Annotated in this window: 27 protein-coding genes and 1 pseudogene; 25 read left to right on the top strand and 3 right to left on the bottom strand. The window is 59.6% G+C overall.

All coding sequences use genetic code 11. The annotated features are described in order from the left end of the window. The first annotated feature begins 105 nt into the window (after window positions 1–105). The 5 genes and pseudogenes from HKK53_RS06015 to HKK53_RS05995 all read left to right on the top strand — a co-directional run bounded on the left by HKK53_RS06015 (window position 106) and on the right by HKK53_RS05995 (window position 1571). Window positions 106–432 (top strand): phage holin, lambda family, encoded by a 327-nt coding sequence (locus HKK53_RS06015; protein ID WP_169369999.1) that lies wholly within the window; start codon window positions 106–108, stop codon window positions 430–432. Then, the gene (locus HKK53_RS06010) at window positions 429–806 is read left to right on the top strand and encodes a hypothetical protein (protein ID WP_169369998.1); all 378 of its coding nucleotides are present in this window, start codon (window positions 429–431) and stop codon (window positions 804–806) included. Before HKK53_RS06015 ends, HKK53_RS06010 begins: the two co-directional genes overlap by 4 nt. Then, window positions 775–963 (top strand): hypothetical protein, encoded by a 189-nt coding sequence (locus HKK53_RS06005; RefSeq protein ID WP_169368739.1) that lies wholly within the window; start codon window positions 775–777, stop codon window positions 961–963. The genes HKK53_RS06010 and HKK53_RS06005 overlap by 32 nt, the downstream gene beginning before the upstream one ends. A gap of 167 nt (window positions 964–1130) precedes the next feature. Further along, window positions 1131–1319 carry a hypothetical protein gene (locus tag HKK53_RS06000; RefSeq protein ID WP_169369997.1) on the top strand — a complete coding sequence of 63 codons (189 nt, stop codon included), beginning with the start codon at window positions 1131–1133 and terminating at the stop codon, window positions 1317–1319. After that, a pseudogene (locus HKK53_RS05995) lies at window positions 1319–1571 on the top strand (hypothetical protein). The gene HKK53_RS06000 and the pseudogene HKK53_RS05995 overlap by 1 nt, the downstream one beginning before the upstream one ends. 275 nt (window positions 1572–1846) lie before the next feature. Here HKK53_RS05995 and HKK53_RS05990 read toward each other — a convergent pair. Both HKK53_RS05990 and HKK53_RS05985 read right to left on the bottom strand, forming a co-directional pair. Further along, complete coding sequence (locus tag HKK53_RS05990) at window positions 1847–2059, bottom strand: hypothetical protein (protein WP_169369996.1); 213 nt, start codon at window positions 2057–2059, stop codon at window positions 1847–1849. A gap of 99 nt (window positions 2060–2158) precedes the next feature. Further along, entirely contained in the window at window positions 2159–2446 is a 288-nt protein-coding gene (locus HKK53_RS05985; protein WP_169369995.1) for a hypothetical protein, read from the bottom strand. A 116-nt stretch (window positions 2447–2562) separates the two neighbouring features. On the opposite strand from HKK53_RS05985, the gene HKK53_RS05980 reads away from it, so the two are divergent. From HKK53_RS05980 to HKK53_RS05885, 20 genes are all read left to right on the top strand, one after another. Further along, window positions 2563–3186 (top strand): putative metallopeptidase, encoded by a 624-nt coding sequence (locus HKK53_RS05980; RefSeq protein ID WP_169369994.1) that lies wholly within the window; start codon window positions 2563–2565, stop codon window positions 3184–3186. 32 nt (window positions 3187–3218) lie between these two features. Beyond that, window positions 3219–3695, top strand: coding sequence for a DUF2280 domain-containing protein (locus tag HKK53_RS05975; protein WP_169369993.1), 477 nt, complete (start codon window positions 3219–3221; stop codon window positions 3693–3695). Beyond that, window positions 3670–4995, top strand: coding sequence for a phage terminase large subunit family protein (locus HKK53_RS05970; RefSeq protein WP_169369992.1), 1326 nt, complete (start codon window positions 3670–3672; stop codon window positions 4993–4995). The genes HKK53_RS05975 and HKK53_RS05970 overlap by 26 nt, the downstream gene beginning before the upstream one ends. Continuing rightward, window positions 4995–6458 (top strand): DUF4055 domain-containing protein, encoded by a 1464-nt coding sequence (locus tag HKK53_RS05965; protein ID WP_169369991.1) that lies wholly within the window; start codon window positions 4995–4997, stop codon window positions 6456–6458. Before HKK53_RS05970 ends, HKK53_RS05965 begins: the two co-directional genes overlap by 1 nt. Then, on the top strand, window positions 6376–7488 hold the full coding sequence (locus tag HKK53_RS05960) for a minor capsid protein (protein ID WP_178117445.1): 1113 nt from the start codon (window positions 6376–6378) through the stop codon (window positions 7486–7488). Before HKK53_RS05965 ends, HKK53_RS05960 begins: the two co-directional genes overlap by 83 nt. A gap of 8 nt (window positions 7489–7496) precedes the next feature. After that, a complete protein-coding gene (locus HKK53_RS05955) occupies window positions 7497–7982 on the top strand; it encodes a DnaT-like ssDNA-binding protein (RefSeq protein WP_169369990.1) in 486 nt (161 codons plus the stop codon). Between the two features lie 84 nt (window positions 7983–8066). Next, the gene (locus tag HKK53_RS05950) at window positions 8067–8804 is read left to right on the top strand and encodes a hypothetical protein (RefSeq protein ID WP_169369989.1); all 738 of its coding nucleotides are present in this window, start codon (window positions 8067–8069) and stop codon (window positions 8802–8804) included. Window positions 8805–8807: 3 nt separating this feature from the next. Further along, the gene (locus tag HKK53_RS05945; protein ID WP_169369988.1) at window positions 8808–9785 is read left to right on the top strand and encodes a phage coat protein; all 978 of its coding nucleotides are present in this window, start codon (window positions 8808–8810) and stop codon (window positions 9783–9785) included. Window positions 9786–9836: 51 nt separating this feature from the next. After that, on the top strand, window positions 9837–10277 hold the full coding sequence (locus HKK53_RS05940; protein WP_169369987.1) for a HeH/LEM domain-containing protein: 441 nt from the start codon (window positions 9837–9839) through the stop codon (window positions 10275–10277). A 10-nt stretch (window positions 10278–10287) separates the two neighbouring features. Further along, window positions 10288–10665 carry a hypothetical protein gene (locus HKK53_RS05935; RefSeq protein ID WP_169369986.1) on the top strand — a complete coding sequence of 126 codons (378 nt, stop codon included), beginning with the start codon at window positions 10288–10290 and terminating at the stop codon, window positions 10663–10665. Window positions 10666–10667: 2 nt separating this feature from the next. After that, window positions 10668–11057, top strand: a complete 390-nt coding sequence (locus HKK53_RS05930) for a hypothetical protein (RefSeq protein WP_169369985.1) — start codon at window positions 10668–10670, stop codon at window positions 11055–11057. Between the two features lie 2 nt (window positions 11058–11059). Further along, entirely contained in the window at window positions 11060–11656 is a 597-nt protein-coding gene (locus HKK53_RS05925) for a hypothetical protein (protein ID WP_169369984.1), read from the top strand. Further along, the gene (locus tag HKK53_RS05920; RefSeq protein ID WP_169369983.1) at window positions 11653–12072 is read left to right on the top strand and encodes a phage tail terminator-like protein; all 420 of its coding nucleotides are present in this window, start codon (window positions 11653–11655) and stop codon (window positions 12070–12072) included. Before HKK53_RS05925 ends, HKK53_RS05920 begins: the two co-directional genes overlap by 4 nt. A 70-nt stretch (window positions 12073–12142) precedes the next feature. Further along, window positions 12143–12790, top strand: a complete 648-nt coding sequence (locus HKK53_RS05915) for a phage tail protein (RefSeq protein ID WP_169369982.1) — start codon at window positions 12143–12145, stop codon at window positions 12788–12790. A 9-nt stretch (window positions 12791–12799) separates the two neighbouring features. Beyond that, window positions 12800–13189: a phage tail assembly chaperone gene (locus HKK53_RS05910; protein WP_169369981.1), complete on the top strand. Its 390-nt coding sequence runs from the start codon at window positions 12800–12802 to the stop codon at window positions 13187–13189. Window positions 13190–13221: 32 nt separating this feature from the next. Further along, on the top strand, window positions 13222–13491 hold the full coding sequence (locus tag HKK53_RS05905) for a DUF1799 domain-containing protein (RefSeq protein ID WP_169374188.1): 270 nt from the start codon (window positions 13222–13224) through the stop codon (window positions 13489–13491). 10 nt (window positions 13492–13501) lie between these two features. Continuing rightward, window positions 13502–16975, top strand: a complete 3474-nt coding sequence (locus HKK53_RS05900) for a phage tail tape measure protein (RefSeq protein ID WP_169369980.1) — start codon at window positions 13502–13504, stop codon at window positions 16973–16975. Window positions 16976–16978: 3 nt separating this feature from the next. Continuing rightward, entirely contained in the window at window positions 16979–17320 is a 342-nt protein-coding gene (locus HKK53_RS05895) for a phage tail protein (protein ID WP_169369979.1), read from the top strand. 11 nt (window positions 17321–17331) lie between these two features. Then, complete coding sequence (locus tag HKK53_RS05890) at window positions 17332–18084, top strand: phage minor tail protein L (RefSeq protein WP_169369978.1); 753 nt, start codon at window positions 17332–17334, stop codon at window positions 18082–18084. 2 nt (window positions 18085–18086) lie between these two features. Then, complete coding sequence (locus HKK53_RS05885; protein ID WP_169369977.1) at window positions 18087–18851, top strand: C40 family peptidase; 765 nt, start codon at window positions 18087–18089, stop codon at window positions 18849–18851. A 68-nt stretch (window positions 18852–18919) separates the two neighbouring features. Here the strand turns inward: HKK53_RS05885 and HKK53_RS05880 are convergent, their stop codons facing one another. Continuing rightward, the gene (locus HKK53_RS05880; protein WP_169369976.1) at window positions 18920–19324 is read right to left on the bottom strand and encodes an HIRAN domain-containing protein; all 405 of its coding nucleotides are present in this window, start codon (window positions 19322–19324) and stop codon (window positions 18920–18922) included. Window positions 19325–19641 lie beyond the last annotated feature (317 nt).

Here is a 19641-nt window from a genome sequence, read left to right as displayed (position 1 = left end):
ATCGCGCGGGGCCTTTTTCGTTTTCGGCTCCACCACACCCTTCGCTATGGCTGGGAGTGCTGCTGGAGCCGTACCTATCACGCTCCCCGAAAGGGAGGACATCGGATGAAGCTCATGCCCGAAAAGAACCCGGACGCCTGGGCCGCTATCTGGATGGCCCTGAGCAATCCACTTTGGCAGGGCGCAATTATGGCGATCCTTATCTCCTTCCTGCGCGTCCTGTATGACGCTAAAGAAACCAGCAAGCGCCGGATCTGCTTCGAAGCGTTGATCTGCGGTGGATTGAGCTTGTCAGCCAGTAGCGTCATTGAGTGGATGGCCTGGCCATCGAGTTTGTCTGTTGCCGCCGGCGGGACCATTGGGTTCCTCGGCGTCACGGCCATTCGCGAGATGGTGACCCGCTTCCTGGGTCGCAAGGTGGATTCGCTATGAAGGCCTTCGCCGCTGCAGCAATCATCGCGCTCGTTGCCTGCCTGTTGCTGGGTATCCAGCACTACCAGGTCATTGCGCTTGAAGGTCAGGTGACGATCGAGGCTAAGGGCAAGCAGGACGCCATTGCGGCCAACACCGAGAGCCAGGCGACGATCACCACACTTCGCGCCGAAGCCCAGCGCAACGCCGCCTACACCGCAGACCTCAACAAGAGAATCAAGGCCAGCGAAGACAAAGCCAAAAAGGCGAGGAAAGATTTTGAAGATCTCAAGCGCAACAGCAAGCCTGTTCGTGACTGGGCTGCTCAGCCTCTGCCTGACGGCCTGCGCGGGAAAGCCGGCAGTGGTAACAAAGACCCAGGCCGTAAGAATTGAAGCGCCCGAGCTGGTCCCGTGTGAGCGGGTAGACCCTGACGAGTCTGACCTTCGCCTCAACGGCGATGTGTGGGAGCTCAAGGATCAGGCGATCAAGCTGCTCGACACGTGCGCCGACCAGGTGGACGCCCAGATCAAACGCAGCCAGAGCAAGTAACCGAATCCGCGACACGTTTCGCGAATCAGTAAATCGTGTCGCGACCTGCGACGAGGGAATCACCATGGCTTCGAACACCAATTTATCCAAAGCAGTATCCACTCTCGGCTGGATCGTAATCGCGGTCATTGCCTTGGGCGTTGTTGCGCTGAGTCTCGTGTGACGGCATGACCAACGTCACCCGTCTGCGCCACGTCCTGCCATTGAGCCCGGACATCAACAAGGCCGTCGCCGATCTGGATAGCGCCATCGCCAAGGCGGTAGATGCTGCCAAGGCCGCCGGCCTACCTCAGGGCCTGGTCGTTTCCCTGCTGCACGGGCACGCCCAGGTGCAGACCACCATCATGGTGAGCTAATGACAGTCAAGGTTCTGGAGTTCAAGCGGAAAGGACTGGCGCGACGCCGCCAAGACCCTGCGTAAGATTGCTGATGATCTCGATGCTGGCGAGCATCCGGAGTGCAGTGTTGGCGCCTTAACCCTGATCGGCCCAAAAGGCGAGGTGACTGTATTCGGGTTGGGGCCTAAGTGCGACGACCTGCAATGCCTCGGTGCCATGCGCCTGGGCGAGCAGAAGCTGATTGATGTGCTGTTGGATGCTGATGACTAACGGCTTGAGCGGATCAGGTAAGAACGAACTGGCCCAGTATTGCCATCATGGTGATCACCAATACAGCAAGCCCTACCGCAGATGTCCATTCGGATTCTGGTGATTGGGAAAACCATGAGCCTTTCGCCGGATACTTCCCGAGCGTGACTACCCGCATTACGGGCCACCCGATAGGGAAGCAAATTGCGCGAAATACCGTTTCAACCAGTATGTCCATCAAGATCGCGAGTCCTTTGCTGGGTTAGTGTGCCGCAGGTGAGTGCGGCACGGATAGATCACTCTTTGTGTTCGGCGTTCAGCTTTGCGCAAACAGAATCCGCATCTGCCCTGTCGTCGTACACGCCGTGCTTATTGGCATCGCCTCGATTTTTTCCGTCATAGATCCGGTAGCGCGTGGCTCCGCTAGTGGCGTGAATGAAGTCCAGCACCTTGAATCTCGGTTCCATGGTGATTGCCCTTTGAGAGTTGATCGTCAGCAATACCGGCACCCCGCCACCTTTTCAAGTAACAGAGCGTCCCGACGGCCATCAAACAACCCGACCGGGAGGCAATTGAACGCGCCTTTCAGTCGGGCTGCTGTCAAACACCTACGGACTGATGTGCTTAAAGAAGCATGGACCAACAGGTTGACCGTATGCTGCACATTCGGCATGGATTTCGGTTATCCCCTGGGTAAAGCTCCCGATACACAACCCCAAAAGTGCCGCAACGACTACAAAGGCCCATACCCGATCGGTTGGCATTGGCTGCTTCTTCATCCACGAGTCAAAACATCTGGCTCCGTAGAATAGAAAGTACAGGACGATCAATGCGGCGACGCCGATTGCCGAGTAAATGCCCAGCGAAAAGATACTGAGCGGTTTTAGAAACTCCATTGCACATCTCCTTTTTTAAAGTGCGACTCGATTGAAGCATTCCGTCATCACCCTCGCCACTCAACCACGTGTAGTTTCTCGCACTTGTGTGGTTTGCCCCCACAGGATGACTCCAAATGCGCAGACCAATGCCTTCGGCACCAATGCTTGAGCTGTCCGACCTGTCCGACTTCGGTATTCGCCTGACTCCAGCCCCTGATGTGTGGGAATGGCTCCAGGCTGAGATCCTTGCCGATACCGGGAGTATTCACAACGAAGACCATGCCCATCTACTGGATGCAGACATCCGGGTGATGTGGGCGTCGGCAGCCTTCGATAAGCAAGGACGCACCGTCCTGGGACAAGCCGAGCAGGTAGCGTTCCGCGCCGGCGGTTGGCAGAAGGCCCGGATGGAGCAACAGATGCGTGATTGGTTTGGCGATGTGCCGGCCTTCATCATCACCTTGGCCGCTGACTACAGCGCCCAGTGTTCCGACGCCGCCTTCTGCGCGCTGATCGAGCACGAGCTCTACCACATCGCCCAGGCGACCGATAAGTACGGTCAACCAGCCTTCACCGAAGAAGGTGCACCCAAGCTGAAGCTGCGCGGTCATGACGTCGAAGAGTTCGTCGGTGTGGTCCGCCGCTACGGTGCGAGCCCTGACGTTCAAGCGTTGGTGGATGCTGCAAACAGTCCTGCCGAGGTGGGGAAATTGAATATATCGAGGGCCTGCGGAACCTGTCTGCTCAAGTCGGCCTGATTCCATGACAGGTATTGACGGATGACAACCATATGGCAGTACTACGAAGCGAGGTCAAAGCCTTCATCGTTCAGGCACTGGCCTGCTTCGATACGCCATCCCAGGTGGTAGCAGCGGTCAAGACAGAATTCGGAATAGAGATCACCCGACAACAGTGCGAAACACATGACCCGACAAAGTTTGCTGGCCAAAGGCTGGGGAAGAACTGGGCCGACCTGTTCCACGCCGCCCGTAAACGATTCCGCGAAGAGACAACCGACATCCCGATCGCCAATCGTGCCTACAGGCTCAGGGGGCTGGGTCGCATGGCCGAGAAGGCCGAGAACATGCGAAACCTGGCACTGACCGCTCAGTTGTACGAGCAGGCCGCCAAAGAGGTGGGCGATGTCTACGTGAATCGCCGTCTCGAATTTGAAAAACCCCTGGGCTCCCAAGCGGACCAGCAGCACGCAGTTGCTGAGTACACCCTGGAGCCTGATGAGAATGTCCCGACTACCCCGCACCTTTGACCCGCCGGTAAAGCTGACGCCGAAGCAGGCGAACATTTACTGCTGGGGGTTTCAGCCTGAAGCACGCTTTCGTGATGCTGTGTGTGGTCGCCGGTTCGGCAAGACGTTCCTGGGCAAGGCCGAGATGCGCCGAGCGGCCCGTCTTGCTGCCGAGTGGGGTGTAAGCGTTGAAGACGAGATCTGGTACGGCGCACCGACCTTCAAGCAGGCCAAGCGTGTGTTCTGGCGGCGACTGAAACAGGCCATCCCAGAAGCCTGGCGTTCGCACCGTCCAAACGAGACGGAGTGCTCGATCACTCTGAAGTCAGGCCACGTCATGCGCGTGGTCGGGCTTGATAATTACGACAACCTTCGGGGCTCTGGTCTGTTCTTCGTCCTAGTGGATGAGTGGGCGGATTGTCCGTGGGCTGCGTGGGAAGAAGTTCTTCGGCCGATGCTTTCGACCTGCCAGTACACGATCCCTGGCATTGGGCTGCGCAAGGGCGGGCACGCGCTGCGAATTGGGACCCCGAAAGGATTCAATCACTGCTACGACACCTACCTTGACGGTAAGCCTGGCGGAGAGCCGGACCACAAAAGCTGGCAGTACACATCGCTGCAGGGGGGCAACGTACCAGCCGAGGAGCTGGATGCTGCCCGTCGCAAGATGGACCCCCGCACGTTTCGGCAAGAGTACGAGGCCGGCTTCGAAAACTATGCAGGCGTCGTGTATTACACGTTCAACCGCGCCGAATGCCGCACCAGCGAACGAATCAAGCAAGGCGAAGCGCTGCACATCGGGATGGACTTCAACGTCATGAAGATGGCGGCAGTGGTCTATGTCGTGCGCGACGACCTGCCGCTTGCACTGGATGAGTTTCACGGGGTGCGCGATACGCCGGAGATGATCGAGAAGATCCAGGTGCGTTTCCCAGGACACGCCGTTGCGGTTTACCCAGATGCCAGCGGCCAGAACACCAGCAGCAAGAACGCCAGCGAGTCCGACCTTTCGTTGTTGAAAAAAGCCGGATTCACGGTGGTGGTTGATTCGACTAACCCGGGCGTCAAAGACCGCGTTAACTCGGTCAACGCGATTTTCTTGAACACCTACGGCGAGCGGCGATTGAAGGTCAACATCGACCAGTGCCCTCAACTTACCCTATGCCTGGAGCGGCAGACCTACACCGACAAGGGTGAGCCGGACAAAGATCCGAAAAAAGGTCACGACCACATGAACGACGCCGCCGGCTACTTCATCGCTAAGCGTTACCCGATCAAAACACGCACAGGCGGAACGCGCCGTATTGGAGGATTGGCCTGATGCCAGTGCAATCGACAAACCCCGACTTCGACGCACACATCGCCGAGTGGGAAATGATGGACGACGCGCTCGAAGGTGAGGGCGCCATCAAGCGCAACGATCGGAACCTGCCGAAGCCCAGCGGCATGGTGGAAGCTGAAAAGCTCGACGCCACCGGCAACAAATACCTGTACCAGAACTATACAAACCGGGCTCAGTACGAACACTGGGTGCGCGACTCACTTCGGTCGATGATGGGTCTGGTGTCTCGGCTGATTCCTGAAATTGAGCTGCCGGCTGGGCTGAAGGGCTTGGAAGACAACGCCACGTCTGACGGCTTCGGCCTGAAGCAGTTGTTCTTCCGCATGGTACGACAGGCGATCTCCCACGGCCGGGTGCCGCTGGTGGTGAACATCGACGACAGCAGTGAGCCGTATTTCTCGACTTATGCCACCCGCAACGCGATCAACTGGAAGGTAGGCAGCCAAGGCGGCGGCCGGCAAGACCTGGTGCTTGCCGTATTCATCGAGTTCCGAGACGACAAAGAGGACGAGTTCGACCACGACTGCAAGATGGTTTATCGCGTCTTCAAGATGGTCGGCGAAGTTTGCTACAGCGAAGTGCTGGGTGAAAACGGGGAGGTCATCGAAGAGCTGAAACCGCTCGGCACGACCGGCACAGACAATCGCCTGGTGAGGGGCCTGGAGTTCCTGCCGGTGATCTACTGCGGCTCAACGGACAACTCGCCCGACGTGGATGAAGTGCCGCTTCTAACGATGGCCAGGGCCGCGCTGAAGTCCTATCAGCTCAGTGCTGACTATTTCACTGCTCTGCACCAGACCAGCCACCCGCAACCGTGGGTATCTGGCTTGGATGAAACGGTAGAGTTGAGCGTAACCGGGCCATCTGCCGCGTGGGACCTTGGGCCGAATGGCAAGTGTGGCTATCTGGAGTTCCAGGGCGCCGGCATTGAAGCCGTCCGCAAAGCCATGGATGACCAACGCAACGCCGCTGTTGAGGCTGGTGCCAAGGTAATGGACGTCGGCGGAACCGAGTCGGGAGAGGCGCGCAAGACGCGCCAGAACGATCAGCACGCAACGTTGCACAGCATCGTCATCACTGTGGCCGAGGCCGTAGAGCAGGCGTTGCGATACGCCGCTGAATGGAAGGGCTACGACCCGAAACAGGTGACATTCAAGGTCAACCCTGAGTTCGTTATTCCTCAGGTCGACCCTCAGGTCTTGGCTGAGCTTCAAAAGAGCGTCATGGCCGGCACGGTCAGCGCCGACACCTATTGGCAGTACCTCACGACCGGGAAGCTACCGGAACGTCTTTACGACGAAGAAGCCGAGCTGATCAGCGAAGAGCGCGAGTCGGTCGGCCTCAACCTGGACAACGAAGATGCCAACAGCAAACCAGGAACAGGCCGACAGCCAGCTACTGGAGCAGACGACCCGTCACTCAGTGATGATCGAGCGGCTTAAGGCCGGCGAGGTCAAGAAGTTCGAGAAGTACTTGCGCAAAATCGACGCCCTGGTGCGGGAGCAACTGACGCGCAAGGAGTTGACGACCTACAGTCGTGATCGCCTTGAGCAGTTCCTTGCCCGGGTCGACGGCAAGTTGCTGGAGATCTACAAGGCCTTCGGCGATGTGGTGCAGGCCGATCTGGTGGATATCGCGCTGTATGAGTCGACCTTCGAGGCCAACAGCCTCAGTCATGCGATGTCGATTGATGCCGTAGTCCCGGCCAACGCCGTGATTCGCGCCGCGGTGTTCTCGTACCCGCTTCAGGTCAAAGGGTTGGACGGCGGCAAGCTGTTGAAAAGCTTCCTCAGCGGCTGGACCAGAACTGAAACAATGCGGGTGACGAACACGATCCGGCTCGGCTTCGGCCAAGGCCAGACGAACGCCCAGATCATTCAGGCCGTACGCGGCACCGCGGCGCAGAATTTCACCGACGGCATTCTCGCCGTGAGCAACCGTAACGCGGCGTCAGTCGTGCAGACGGCCATCCAGCACGTTGCGACCACTGCGCGCATGGAAACCCTCAAGGCCAACAGCGACGTGGTGCTGGGTTATTACTGGTTGTCGACGCTGGACCGCAAGACCTCTCAGCAGTGTAAAGGCCTAGACGGCATGCGCTTCGACCTGGGCAAAGGGCCGTTGCCGCCGGCCCACATTAACTGTCGATCCACAACGGTACCAATAACGAGGCTGTCTGAGATGTTCTCAAAAGGCGCCACGCGAGCATCGGTGGGCAATACTGGCGGTGGCCAGGTCGATGCAAGCATGAACTATTACGAGTGGCTGGCGACGCAGCCGGCGAGCTTCCAGGATCATGCGCTCGGACCGGTGCGAGGCAAGCTGTTTCGCGATGGCGGCCTGACTCCAGAGAAGTTCGCCATGCTGCAGCTCGACAAGAAGTTCAAGCCGCTGACCTTGGCCGAACTGAAGGTCATTGAGCCTGACATGTTCACCCGGGCAGGCGTTACACTCGGTGCTCCACCAGGTTGAGATGACCGATGCAGATCATTGTTGAGGACGGGCAGGGAAGGCCGGATGCCAACAGCTTCGTGCTGCTGGAGAAGCTGACCTTCTACCGCGACTACTATGGCTTTCGAATCCCTGAGGAGGAGGCTGATCAGGTCGCGCTGCTGCTGCGCGCTGCGGCGGATATCAACGCCCGGCAGTGGAAAGGGCGCAAGGCCAATCCAGATCAGGCAATGGCCTGGCCCCGGCGTGACTGCAAGATCGAATACCAGACGCTTTCAGAGACGTTCGTGCCCTTTGAGCTTGAATGGGGGCAGGTGCGGCTTGCTGCCGAGCTGTTCGCCGCAGAGCAGGGCTTTCAAATTGACGAGCCAACGCACTGCACTGAGCCGAACGGTCGGCGGACACGCTTAAATCGTGACAATCCGCGCGTCCGAATGCGCCCACCGCCATACGCGCCGAGCAGGACGCAGTTCGCCGATTACCTGGTGATGCGCGGGCTGTCGATAGTCCGATAAAACATAGAATTCACACCAAGCCGCCCAATGGGCGGTTTTTTTATGCCTGCAAAGCGGGCCGACCATACCCAAGGGGTGCACCAAGTGGCAGACGAAAACCAGATTGATCTTGAAGACCCGGCCGTTCAAACCGCCATTGCAGCAGCTGTTGAGGCTGCGACACTGGGTCTCAAGAACAAAAACACCGAGCTGCTTGGCTCGCTCCGAACCACCAAAACCGAACTGGACGGTTTCAAGACCCAGTTCGAGGGCCTGGACATCAACGCGGTGAAGGCCTTGCTCACCAAGGTCGGGCAGGACGAGGAAACTCGGCTGCTGGCCGAGGGCAAGCTCGACGAGGTCATCACCAAGCGTACCGAACGCCTGCGCACGGACTACGACACCAAGCTTGCCGCCGAGAAGACCCGAGCCGACAAGGCCGAGGCCTTCGCTGCCAAGTACAGCGACAAGGTGCTGGCCGACTCCATCCGTGCTGCTGCCATCAAGGCCGGTGCGCTCCCCGAGGCTGCCGAGGACATCATCCTGCGCGCCCGGGGCACTTTCAAACTCAGCGAGGACGGTGAGGCGATCGCTACCGACCGTGACGGCGAAGTCGTTTACGGGAAGGACGGGAAAACCCCGCTGTCACCGCTCGAATGGGCGGAATCGTTGCGTGAAACAGCAACACACCTGTGGCCAAGGGCTCAGGGTGCCGGTCCGACCGGCGATCAAGGTGGCAAGGCCACGAAAAAATGGGGCGAGTACACGGAAACCGAGCGCGCTGCGCTGGCCCGCGATAACCCCGAGCAGTTCAAAAAACTCTTGGCCACCAAAGGAACCTAATCCATGGCAACTACCCAACTGGCAGACATCTTTGTCGCCGACTATTACGGCGCTCTGGCGCCGGTCAACTCCCCGGAAAAGACCGCGGTCTTTGAGTCGGGCATCATCACCAAATCCCCTGAGCTTGATGCCATTGCGCAGAACGGCCAGGGTACTTCGGAAATCAGCTACTGGCAGGACCTGGACGCTGACGAAGAGCCGAATATCTCCAACGATAACCCTGACGACCTGGGTGAAGTTGGCAAGGCAGAGCAGGGCAGCATGCGCGCCCGTACCCTGTACCTCAACAAAGGTTACGGCGTAGCGGATTTGACCTCGGAGCTCGCCAACTCCGAACCGATGCAGCACATCCGTAACCGTTTCGGCACCTACTGGACTCGCCGCTGGCAGCGTTACCTGCTCGGTGCAGCCCGTGGCGTGATCGCTTCGAACATCGCGAATAATGCCGGTGACATGGTTGTCGATGCCGGTGCGACCATCAGCGCCGGCGCGTTCCAAGATGCAGCTTTCACTTCGGGCGATGCTGCTGATGTGTTTGCTGCTATCGGCGTGCACTCCGTGGTGATGAACCAGATGGTGAAGCAGGACCTCATCGAGTACCTGCGCGACTCCGACGGCAAGATCATCCTGGCGACCTACCTCGGCAAGCCGGTGTTCATGGATGACAGCCTGATCTACGGCCCTGGTCGTTATCTGTCGGTCTTCTTCGGCCAGGGTGCGTTCGGCTACGGCGAAGGCAATCCAACCGTGCCTGTCGAGCTGGAGCGCAAGGCTTCCGGCGGTAACGGTGGTGGTGCGGAGGTCCTGTGGGAGCGGAAGACGCTGATCCTGCAACCGGCGGGCTTCAGCTGGAAGGGCAGCACCAACCAGAACCTCAGCCCTACCGCCGCGCAGTACGCGGCTGCTGGCAACTGGGAGCGCGTCTTCGACCGCAAGCAGGTTCCTTTCGCGGCTGTGATCAGCGGCACCGCCACCCCGTAAGACAGCCTCGGCGGGGCGCCAGGTGGCGCTCCGACCGCAACGGAGAGAATCATGAAGGTTATCTATACCGACAAGCCGAGTGCGGAGCCTGGGGTTTGCTATCGCCTTACCGATGAGTTCTTCGGTGTCATCAGCGCAGCAACCAAGGTAATTGTCGACGGCGACTTCCCGCATATCACTGCGGCCTATCAGCGTGCCGGCATCGCGGTTGAAGACGGGAAGCAGTCGGCAGGCCTGCGCGAAGACGGCCCAACGGTCGCTGAATTCGTCGCTGCCGGCTACAAGGCGAGCAATTACCCGCCTGAAGGCTACGCCTCCCGCAGCACTGCCGAAGAAGTCGCAGAGGCGATGAAGATCGAGCAGGCCGCACCGGAAACCGATCCTCTGAAAATGAAGGTCCCCGAGCTGAAAGAGTGGCTCACCGCCAAAGGCATTGCCTTCGACGCAACCGCTAAGAAAGAAGACCTGCTGGCCCTGGTGCCGGCGGAATAAGGACAAGCAAATGACCGACTTCATCACTGTTGCCGATGTTGATGCCTCGCTGGGTCCTGGCTGGGCCGGCACCGGTGATCCGGTCCTTGCTGTGGCCATGGCCAACGCCTGGCTCACGGCCAAGATTAAGCGGGCTGTCCCCGACCCGGTTCCGGCCGAGATCAAGACGGCCGGCGCCCAGGTCGCCAAAGAAGCGGCGGCGGGCAATTTGTACAAGGCCACCCATAAGGAAGTGCTGAGCAAGACGGTGTCCGCTCAATCTGGCACCTCGACAAGCAAGACTTACGCAGCCGGGTCAACAGACCTGTCCGCTGGCGAGAACTTCGCCCTAGCTCTGCTGGTGCCGTGGACCAAGCGTTCCGGTGTGATGATGCTCAAGAGGATCTGATAATGGGGATGCGCGACGAGATTCAGGCTGAGATGGCCGAGGCGTTCGATGATCCCGACGGCCTAGCCGATGCTGTGAAGCCGGTGCTCGGCGTGCGGAAGGTGGCAGGCGAATACGACCCTGACACCGGTACCGCTCCCGAAGTGGTTGTCACCTATGGCGGCCGCGGAGTGTTCGGCAGTTATCTGGCCAGGGAGATTGATGGCTCACTGATCCAGACGACTGACGTGAAGTTGCTGATCTTGCAGAACGAGTTATTCGTCACGGTTGCTGGAGTTCCCACGGCTGAAAGTGCTACGCCTGTCATTGGCGACATCATCAGCGGGAAGCGAGCCTTAAATGTCAGTCAGGACCCGGTGGGCGCCACCTGGACAATTCAGTTGAGGGTTTGAAGATGGCATCCAAATACGCCGGCCAGTCCGGCAGCTTTGCGTTGAGCCTTGCCGAGTTTGCGGCCCAGGCCACGGAAGCCATCGACGCCAGCCTTCGCGAGATCATCATTCAGGTCGGCATAAGCGTTATCAAGATATCTCCGGTAGGCAACCCTGAGATCTGGGCGCAAAACGCCGTCGCGAGCCAGTACAACAAGGCCGTGGACGAGCACAACAGTGGCCTGCGCAGCGATCCCGCCAACCTGACAAAGGCGGGGCGGTTGAAGGCTGGGCGCAAGCTGAACGACGGCATGGACATCTCCGCGCCGAGTGGCTACGTCGGCGGCCGGTTCCGCGGGAACTGGATGTTCAGCATTGGCGCCCCGGACAGCACCACGACCGAAGAGGTCGACCCGAGCGGAGCCAAATCAACGGCGCGAATCATTGCCGGTGCAATCGAGTTCAAGGCGGGCGACACCTGCTACATCACCAACAGCCTTGGGTATGCGATTCCGCTGGAGTTCGGGCATTCGACCCAGGCACCGGGTGGCATGGTCCGAATCACCGTGGCCCGCTTCCAGCAGATCGTGCTGGAGGCCATCAGGAACAACCAGGTATGAGCCATAACCTGATCGCATCAATCTACGAAGCCAGGCTGATCGCCTGGGCGAAAGCGTTGCCGGTACCGCTGAAGGTCGTCGTCGAAAACGAGGCCTTCACGCCCGTCGATGGCATCACCTACCTGAGGGCGTTCACGCTGCCGGCCGATACCGCCAGCAACACGCTCGGCGGAGACCACAAGCTGTACACCGGCGTGTTTCAGGTCAGCATCGTGACGCCGTCGGGTAAGTACCGCGGCGCGGCCGGCGCACTGGCAGACCAGATCGCCGCTTTATTCCCGCTGTACCAGCGGAACACCAAGGGGGCGCTTACGGTGGTGACCATGACGCCGGTCGACCCTGGCCCCGGCATTCCAGACGACACCACGTTCACCGTGCCCGTGTCGTTCCAGTACCGGGCCGACACCACAACTTAATCCGCCCATTGGGCAAACCCAGAACCCGCCATTGAGCGGGTTTTGTCATTTCTGAGAAGAGGAAGCACCAATGGCCGTTTTTCTACCCAATGGCTCGACCGCCGCCATCGCTGGCTCGTATGACGCGCCGATCATTTTTACCGCGATCACCAACGCAACCGAAGCTGTTGTGTCGTCGGCCGGCCATGACCTTGAGGTGGGCGACTTTGTCGAAGTCACCTCGGGCTGGGCACGCCTGAACAATCGTATTGCTCGAGTTAAAACGGTGACCACCGACTCGTTCGCGCTGGAGAAGATCAATACGCTCAATGCGGCACGCTTCATCGCCGGTGCCGGTGGCGGTTCAGTGCGGAAGATCCTGACCTGGGTACCTATGAGCCAGGTCACGGAGTCGAGCAAGTCCGGCGGCGAGCAGCAGAACGTCACCTACTCCTTCCTCGAGGAGGACGATGAGCACCAGATCCCGACGTCCAAGTCGGCGTTGTCGTTCACTCTGACTATGGCGGATGACCCCGAACTTCCGCACAACGAAGTGCTGCTGGAAGCTGACGACGACAAAAAGCCGCGCGCGGTCCGTGTAAACCTCGCCTCTGGCGGCGTCATCGCCTACAACGCTTTCGCCTCGTTCGATAACGTGCCCTCGCTGACCAAGAACAACATCATGGCCGTCACTGCCGTGTTCGCTGTGGTCGCAAAATTCATCCGCTACGGCGCTTAAGGGGTATCCATGGCCAAGTTCAAGATCGCCCAAAATGCCACGTTCAAAGCCGACGTGGACATTCCGCGCGTCGGCGGTACCACGATCAAGGTGCCGTTCGAGTTCAAGTATCGCGACCGCAAGGAGCTCGCCGCGTTGTTCGCGGGCTGGCAGGAGAGCGCTAAGGAGGATCAGGAGCGCTTCAAGGCGAAAGGTGACGAACTCACCCTGATCGAAATTACCGACTCCCACATCGAGCGCCAGGTGGAGCAGGTCACTCAGTTGGTCGCCGGCTGGGGCTTCGACGACAAGTTGAGCCCTGATTCAATCCGTGCACTGGTCGAGACTTCGGCCGGTGCTGGTGATGCCGTGGTCGATGCCTACCAAAAAGCATTTTCCCCGGCCCGACTGGGAAACTGACCGGCGTCGCGCGCTCCCTCTATCAGCCGAGCATTCAAGGGCAGGACGCCTTTGGCTTCTCGGCTGAGGATTACGGTGATGAATGCGAAGTATGGCCAGACAACTGGCCGGCCTTCTGCCTCTTCAATGCCCTGTCCACGCAATGGCGGACAGGGGCGTGCGGCGCTACCGGGCTCGACTACACGTCCATCCGCGACGTGGCCGGATACCTCGGCATCAAGAAAAAACAAATCGCTGAGATTTTCCACGACCTCCAGGTGATGGAGGCCGAAGCCCTGCTCGTCATGAGCGAATCGAAGTAACGGAGCACTCATGTCGGGCACAATCGCGCAGTTGGGCATCGAGGTAGATTCGGGTGATGCTGTCCAGGCTGCCACGGATCTGGAGCGCCTGACTCAGGCTGGCATCAAGGCAGAGAAGGCAGCGGAAGGTGTGGCTGCCGGCTTTGACAAGGCGGCGACGGCGTCGACTGGCCTGGCCACGGCCGAGGGCAAGCTGTCCGAATCCACCGAAGACGCAATGAAGCGTCTGACGGCCATGGCCAAGGCTTCGCTGGACTCAAGCGACTATTACCAGCGCCTGACCACCAGCGTGGCCACCAACTCGTCGGCACTGGACAATTCCAGTTCATCGGTCAGTAGCCTGGCCGCGCTTCAGCGACGGTTACAGGCTGAGTCTGACGCCCTGGTCGGCTCGACAGATCGGCAGGCTGAGGCAGCGAAGAAGGCGGCGGCAGCCACCGGCGTTCAAGCCGAGGGGCTGCAAGCGCTGCTGGCCAAGATCAACCCCGCTATTGCCGCACTCGATAAGCTCGATCAGCAGCAGGCGCAGTTGCAGAAATACAAGGCTGCCGGCCTGATCGACGCCGAAACGTTCCGGGACTACTCGACCCGCATTGACGCCTCCCGGCAGAAGCTGGGCGACTTCGACGAGGGGCTGCGCAAAACCGGCGTGTCTTCGGCACAAACTCAGGCGGCATTGCGTCAACTGCCCGCGCAATTCTCGGACATCTTCACCAGCCTGGCGGGCGGCCAAAACCCGCTGATGGTGCTGATCCAGCAGGGCGGCCAGATCAAGGATTCGTTTGGCGGCGTTGGCAACACCTTCGATGTATTGAAGGACAAGTTCCGCTCGCTGTTCAGTGGTGGTGCCGGCGCGGCAGTGCTGGGCGAGTCGCTCGCCGGCATCGCGACTAATGCCAAGGACGCGGCAGAGAACACCGGCAAAGCAGGCGAGGGCCTGTCCAGCCTGGCTGAAGGCACGAATACTGCCGCAGAAGCCGCAGAGAACGCGAAAAAGGCGTACGGCGCTTTGCCTCCAAGTGTCACTGGGGCCTCGATGAGTGTCGTAGGCATGACGGTTGCAGTGCTGGCCGCAGCGGCTGCTATTGGCATCCTGATTTACGGTTACAGCCAAGGCAGCAAAGAGGCTCAGGAGTACAACAAAGCCCTGATCCTTACCGGCAACTACGCCGGCACTTCGGCGGATCAGATGGCCAATTTGGCCCAGCAGGTCAGCGCCACCAACGGCACGACTGGCGAGGCAGCGGCATCGCTGACCAAGCTGGCGGCAAGCGGTGTAATTGCCGGCGACAGTTTCAAGGAAATTGCAGACGCCGCCGCAGCGATGGAGGACGCAACCGGTAAATCGGTCGATGCGACCATCGCTGAGTTTGTCAAAATCGCCAAGGACCCGGTCGCAGCAGCGAAAGAGCTGAACGACCAGTACAACTTCCTCACGGCGTCGACCTATGCGCAGATCGTTGCGCTGAAAGAGCAGGGCGACACCATCGGCGCGGCCGACCTGCTCACCAAGGCGTATGCCGATACCGTGCAGAATCGCTCCAAGCAGGTAACTGACAACCTGGGCTTGTGGCAAAAAGCCTGGAAAGGCGTAAAGGACGCCGCAAGCGGTGCTCTCGACGGATTGAACAACGTTGGCCGGGCCAAAACCTACAGCGAGCAGATCGAGGATCTGAAGGCGAAGCTGACAGGCTCGAATGCGTATGACGTTGGCGGTTTGAGGATGAACCCCGGCGCCGTCAGCGACAAAGAACGTGAGGATATTAAGGGGCAGATCAGATTCCTTGAGCTGCAAGAGGATGCTGAAAAAAGCCTCAATAAGTATCTGGGGGATCGAACTCAGACTCAGAAAGAGGGTATTTCCGCTGAGCAGCGGCTCAAGCAGATCAGCGACTCGAACCTCTCCAATGCAGAGAAGCGCGACAAGTTGAGCAAGGCGTACCTTCGGGACGTAGAGACGCTGAGAAAAGCCAACCCTGATGATCCGAAAGTCCAGGCCGACTATGTCGCCAAGACGCTTCAGAACATCAAGGATAAGAACAAGGACCCGAAGGCGGCATCGTCCGCTGGCGCCGTCGATCTCACCAGTGTCAATGCCACTCAAAATGCCCTCAAGGCGATCCAGGCTGAATACGCGAACACTGAGAAGCAACTGGATGCCGCGCAAAAGGCTGGGTTGATCTCGCAGGACGCGTACGCGACACAGCGTTCCGTACTTATCAAGGCCGAAAAGGACGAGGTCACCTCGGCCTACGAGGCAGAAATCGCCGCTCTCGAAGAGGCCAAAGGCAAAGCGACAACCACTGGCGAGCAGCGAATCCAGCTCGACCAGAAGATCGCCGATGCGCGCGCTGACATGGTCAAAGCGCAGAAGTCGGCAGACAGCGAACTGGAAGTGCTGGCCACGAACGAGCAGGGCCGGCTGAAGAAACAGGAACTGGCGGTCCAGACCTATACCAGTGCGCTGCAGCAGCAAGTCGACACGTTGCGCCAGCAAGGACAGCGCGCCGCGGCCGGACTTGGCCAGGGTGATCGGCAGCGTGGCCTGACCGACCAACAGAACGCTATCGACGACCGCATCAACTCGCAGAAGCTCGACCTGGCCAACCAGTACGGTGACGGCTCGCGGGGCATGAGCCTCGACGAGTACACGAAGAAGCTGGCGGCGCTGAAAACCACGCAGCAGGATCTGCACGACACCGTGCAATCCAACTATGACGAGATGACCGACGCCCAGGGCAGCTGGAGCGCCGGCGCATCGTCGGCGTGGCAGAACTACTTGGAGTCCGCACGGGACGTTGCCGGGCAGACGAAAAGCCTGTTCACCAACGCCTTCAGCTCGATGGAAGACGCGATCGTCAACTTCGCCATGACCGGGAAGCTGTCGTTTGCGGACTTCGCGAAGTCGATCTTGGCTGACATGGCGCGGATTGCGACCCGGCAGGCGAGTTCCTCGGCACTCAGCGCGATCTTCGGTTTGGCTGCCTCTGCCGGTGCGTCGTACTTTGGTGGCGGCACGGGTTCGGCCGGCTCCACACAGGCTGGCTACACCGGCACCGATCTCTCTGGCTTCACGCCTGGCAGCGTTCAAGCCAATGGTGGCGCGTGGTCGGGCGGCGTGCAGATGTTTGCCGATGGTGGTGCCTTCTCCAATAGCGTGGTCAGCAAGCCGACAGCCTTCGGGATGGCCGGCGGACAGACTGGGGTTATGGGGGAGGCGGGGCCGGAGGCGATCATGCCGCTGACCCGCACTGCCGGCGGCGCGCTTGGCGTGCGCGCGCTGGGTGGCGGATCGGGTGGCGGTACCGTCATCACCGTTCAGGTCAACGTTGCCAGTGACGGTTCGACCAGTTCCACCACTGACGATCCTGCCTATCAGCAGTTCGGCAAGGACCTGGCCGACTTCGTTGATCAGCGTTACCAGAAGTTGGTGAGCGTTGACTTGCGGCAAGGCGGGAAAATCAACAGGGCCATCAAGGGGTGATCCATGGCAATCGAGCGATTCACCTGGCAAATCGAGAAGGGGGCGACTGGCGAGATCAAGCAGCGCAACCGATCCAAGCAGTTCGGCGACGGTTATGAGCAGTCGGTCTCGGACGGCATCAACAACAAGGTGCAGTCCTGGCCCATCAGCCACACCGGGAGTGCGACGCGGATCAAGGAAATTATCGACTTCCTCGATCGCCACAAGGGCGCGAAAGCTTTCCTGTGGACGCCGCCCCTTGGTGAGCTCGGCCTTTACAAGTGTCCCAACGGCTACCAGCCATCACACAAAGGCGGATCGGTCTACACCCTGACCGCCACCTTCGAACAAACCTTCCACCCTTGAGGTAATGCCGCATGGCTTTGATTACGGACATCCAGAAACTGGAGCCCGGCGGGGAAGTGCGGCTGTTTGAAATCGACGGTACTGAATATGGCGCCGACGTGCTGCGCTTCCATGCTTACGCGATCCCGCACACGCCGGACGAGTTGCTGGCCTATGAGAGCTCGCCGGACGAACTGCCGGCGAAGTCGATTATTTGGCAGGGCAATGAGTACGCGGCCTGGCCGGTGCAGATTGAAGGCATCGCCGCCGACAGCAGCGGCAGCGCAAGTCGGCCGACTTTCATGGCCGGCAACGTCAACGGGCGAATCACCGCGTTGTGCCTAGCCTTCGACGACCTGCTGAAGTTTCAACTGACCGTGCGCGAGACGCTGGCCCAGTACCTGGATGCAGCGAACTTTCCCGACGGAAACCTGACCGCAGACCCAACCCAGGAGGCGCTGGAAATCTGGTTCATCGACCAGAAGACCGGCGAGGACGGCGAGGTCGTGCAGTGGGAACTGTCTTCCCCGGGCGAGATCGACAACCACGGGCTGCCTGGGCGTCAGATGACGACCTTTTGTCACTGGGCCATGACCGGTGGCTACCGCGGGCCGAACTGCGGCTATACCGGCGGCGGGATGTTCGACGATGACGACAACCCCACGGATGACCCGAGTAAGGACGAGTGCAAGGGCGGGCTGAAGTCCTGCAAGTTGCGCTTCGGTCAGAACAACGAACTTCCCCACGGCGGATTCCCCGCAGTGTCACTGATCGCACGGAGCTGACCATGCGCAAGCACATCCTGAGCGCGATGGAGGCGCACGCGATCTCACAGTATCCGAAAGAGGCCTGCGGCCTGGTGCTGGCGATCGGGCGCAAGCAGAAGTACTTCCCGTGCCGAAACATCGCGACCGAGCCGGCCGAAGAGTTCCGAATCGATCCAGAGGATTACGCCGCAGCGGAAGACGTGGGCGAGGTGATAGGGATTTTCCACACTCACCCGGACGCAACAAGTCGGCCGTCCCCGCATGACCTGGCGATGTGTGAAGCCACTGCCTTACCCTGGCACATCTTGAGTTGGCCGGAGGGTGACTTGCGCAGCATTACCCCTACCGGCAGCACGCCGCTGCTCAATCGCCCGTTCGTGCACGGCGCTTGGGACTGCTGGCAGGTTTGTGCTGACTGGTACAGGCGCGAGTGGGGGCTGGAGTTCGAGGCTTTCAAGCGCTCCGACGGCTGGTGGGAGAGTGCAGAGGCGGAAAGCCTGTACGAATCGAATTACGAGGCCGCCGGCTTCGTGAAGGTGGACCGGCCACGGCGTGGCGACATGATCGTCATGACAGTCGGCCGCACGGCGCACCCGAACCACGCCGGGATTTATCTCGGCACTGAGCCGGCACTGCCCGGCGAAGAATCGAACACCTTCGGCCCTGGGCCGTTCCTGCTGCACCACCTGTACGGGCGCCCGAGCGAGATCATCGTCTTCGGTGGGCCGTGGCTTGACCGAACACGCCTGATCCTTAGGCACAAGGATGCACAACCAACCAAGTGATGCGGGAGGGCCGCTGGAGAAGGGGGATTCGTACAGCACTTGGAGGCCATGCAAGTACAGCTGGAGTATTAGTCGGGCCCAGCCGGAAGATTAAGCATCACTCCGATTTTTGGTCGTTCGCCAAAGCCGCCAGTCAGTTTGGCGCGAATTTGGAAGCACGACTCTCCGAACACTCCGTTTCCGCGCATCTGCGTCACGTAGTCCCTGGCAGCGTCACTCGGAAGATATCCAACCTTGAATGAGTCGATGTAAACAGCGCAGGCGTTTTCATCATGAGGGTTGTTCGGTTCGGTCACAATGAATGCTTCTAGATCGTTGTCGTAAGCTACTGACATGTTATTTCGTATGTGCCTCAGCTCGACCTGAAAATACGATTCGCCAACAACATGAAAGCCAAAACCTGTCGTTCCTCGGATTCGTCCGGTAAGGGCCGGAAGATCTACGCGTTGTAGCTTACTTGGTCGTCGGGACATCTTTATAGTCCGGTTGCGGAGAGAGGGGCTGCACCAAGCATAGAGCAGCCAATCGAAGCGGTGCTACAGTCGCTCCTTTCAGGACGAGGAATAATCATGCGGATTTTGATAGGGGCAGTGGCGGTGATGCTGTTGGCGGGGTGCTCGACTTCTGGGCTTGAGCAAGATAAACCAGTCTTTTCGAGCCAGTCTAAAAAGACCCCTCAGCAGTTTGCTCGCTGTCTTGCTCCCAAGTGGCAGGAATTCAATCCATCCACAAGCTCTATAGAAACGGAGCATGGGTACAAGATTGCAGCCTCTGCAACTTTCTCGGGGGT

It is taken from the genome of Pseudomonas sp. ADAK7 (assembly GCF_012935675.1).
In the GTDB taxonomy this organism is placed as follows: domain Bacteria; phylum Pseudomonadota; class Gammaproteobacteria; order Pseudomonadales; family Pseudomonadaceae; genus Aquipseudomonas.
Note: the sequence above shows the minus strand (reverse complement) of the source record. Positions and strands in the feature narration are given on the sequence as shown.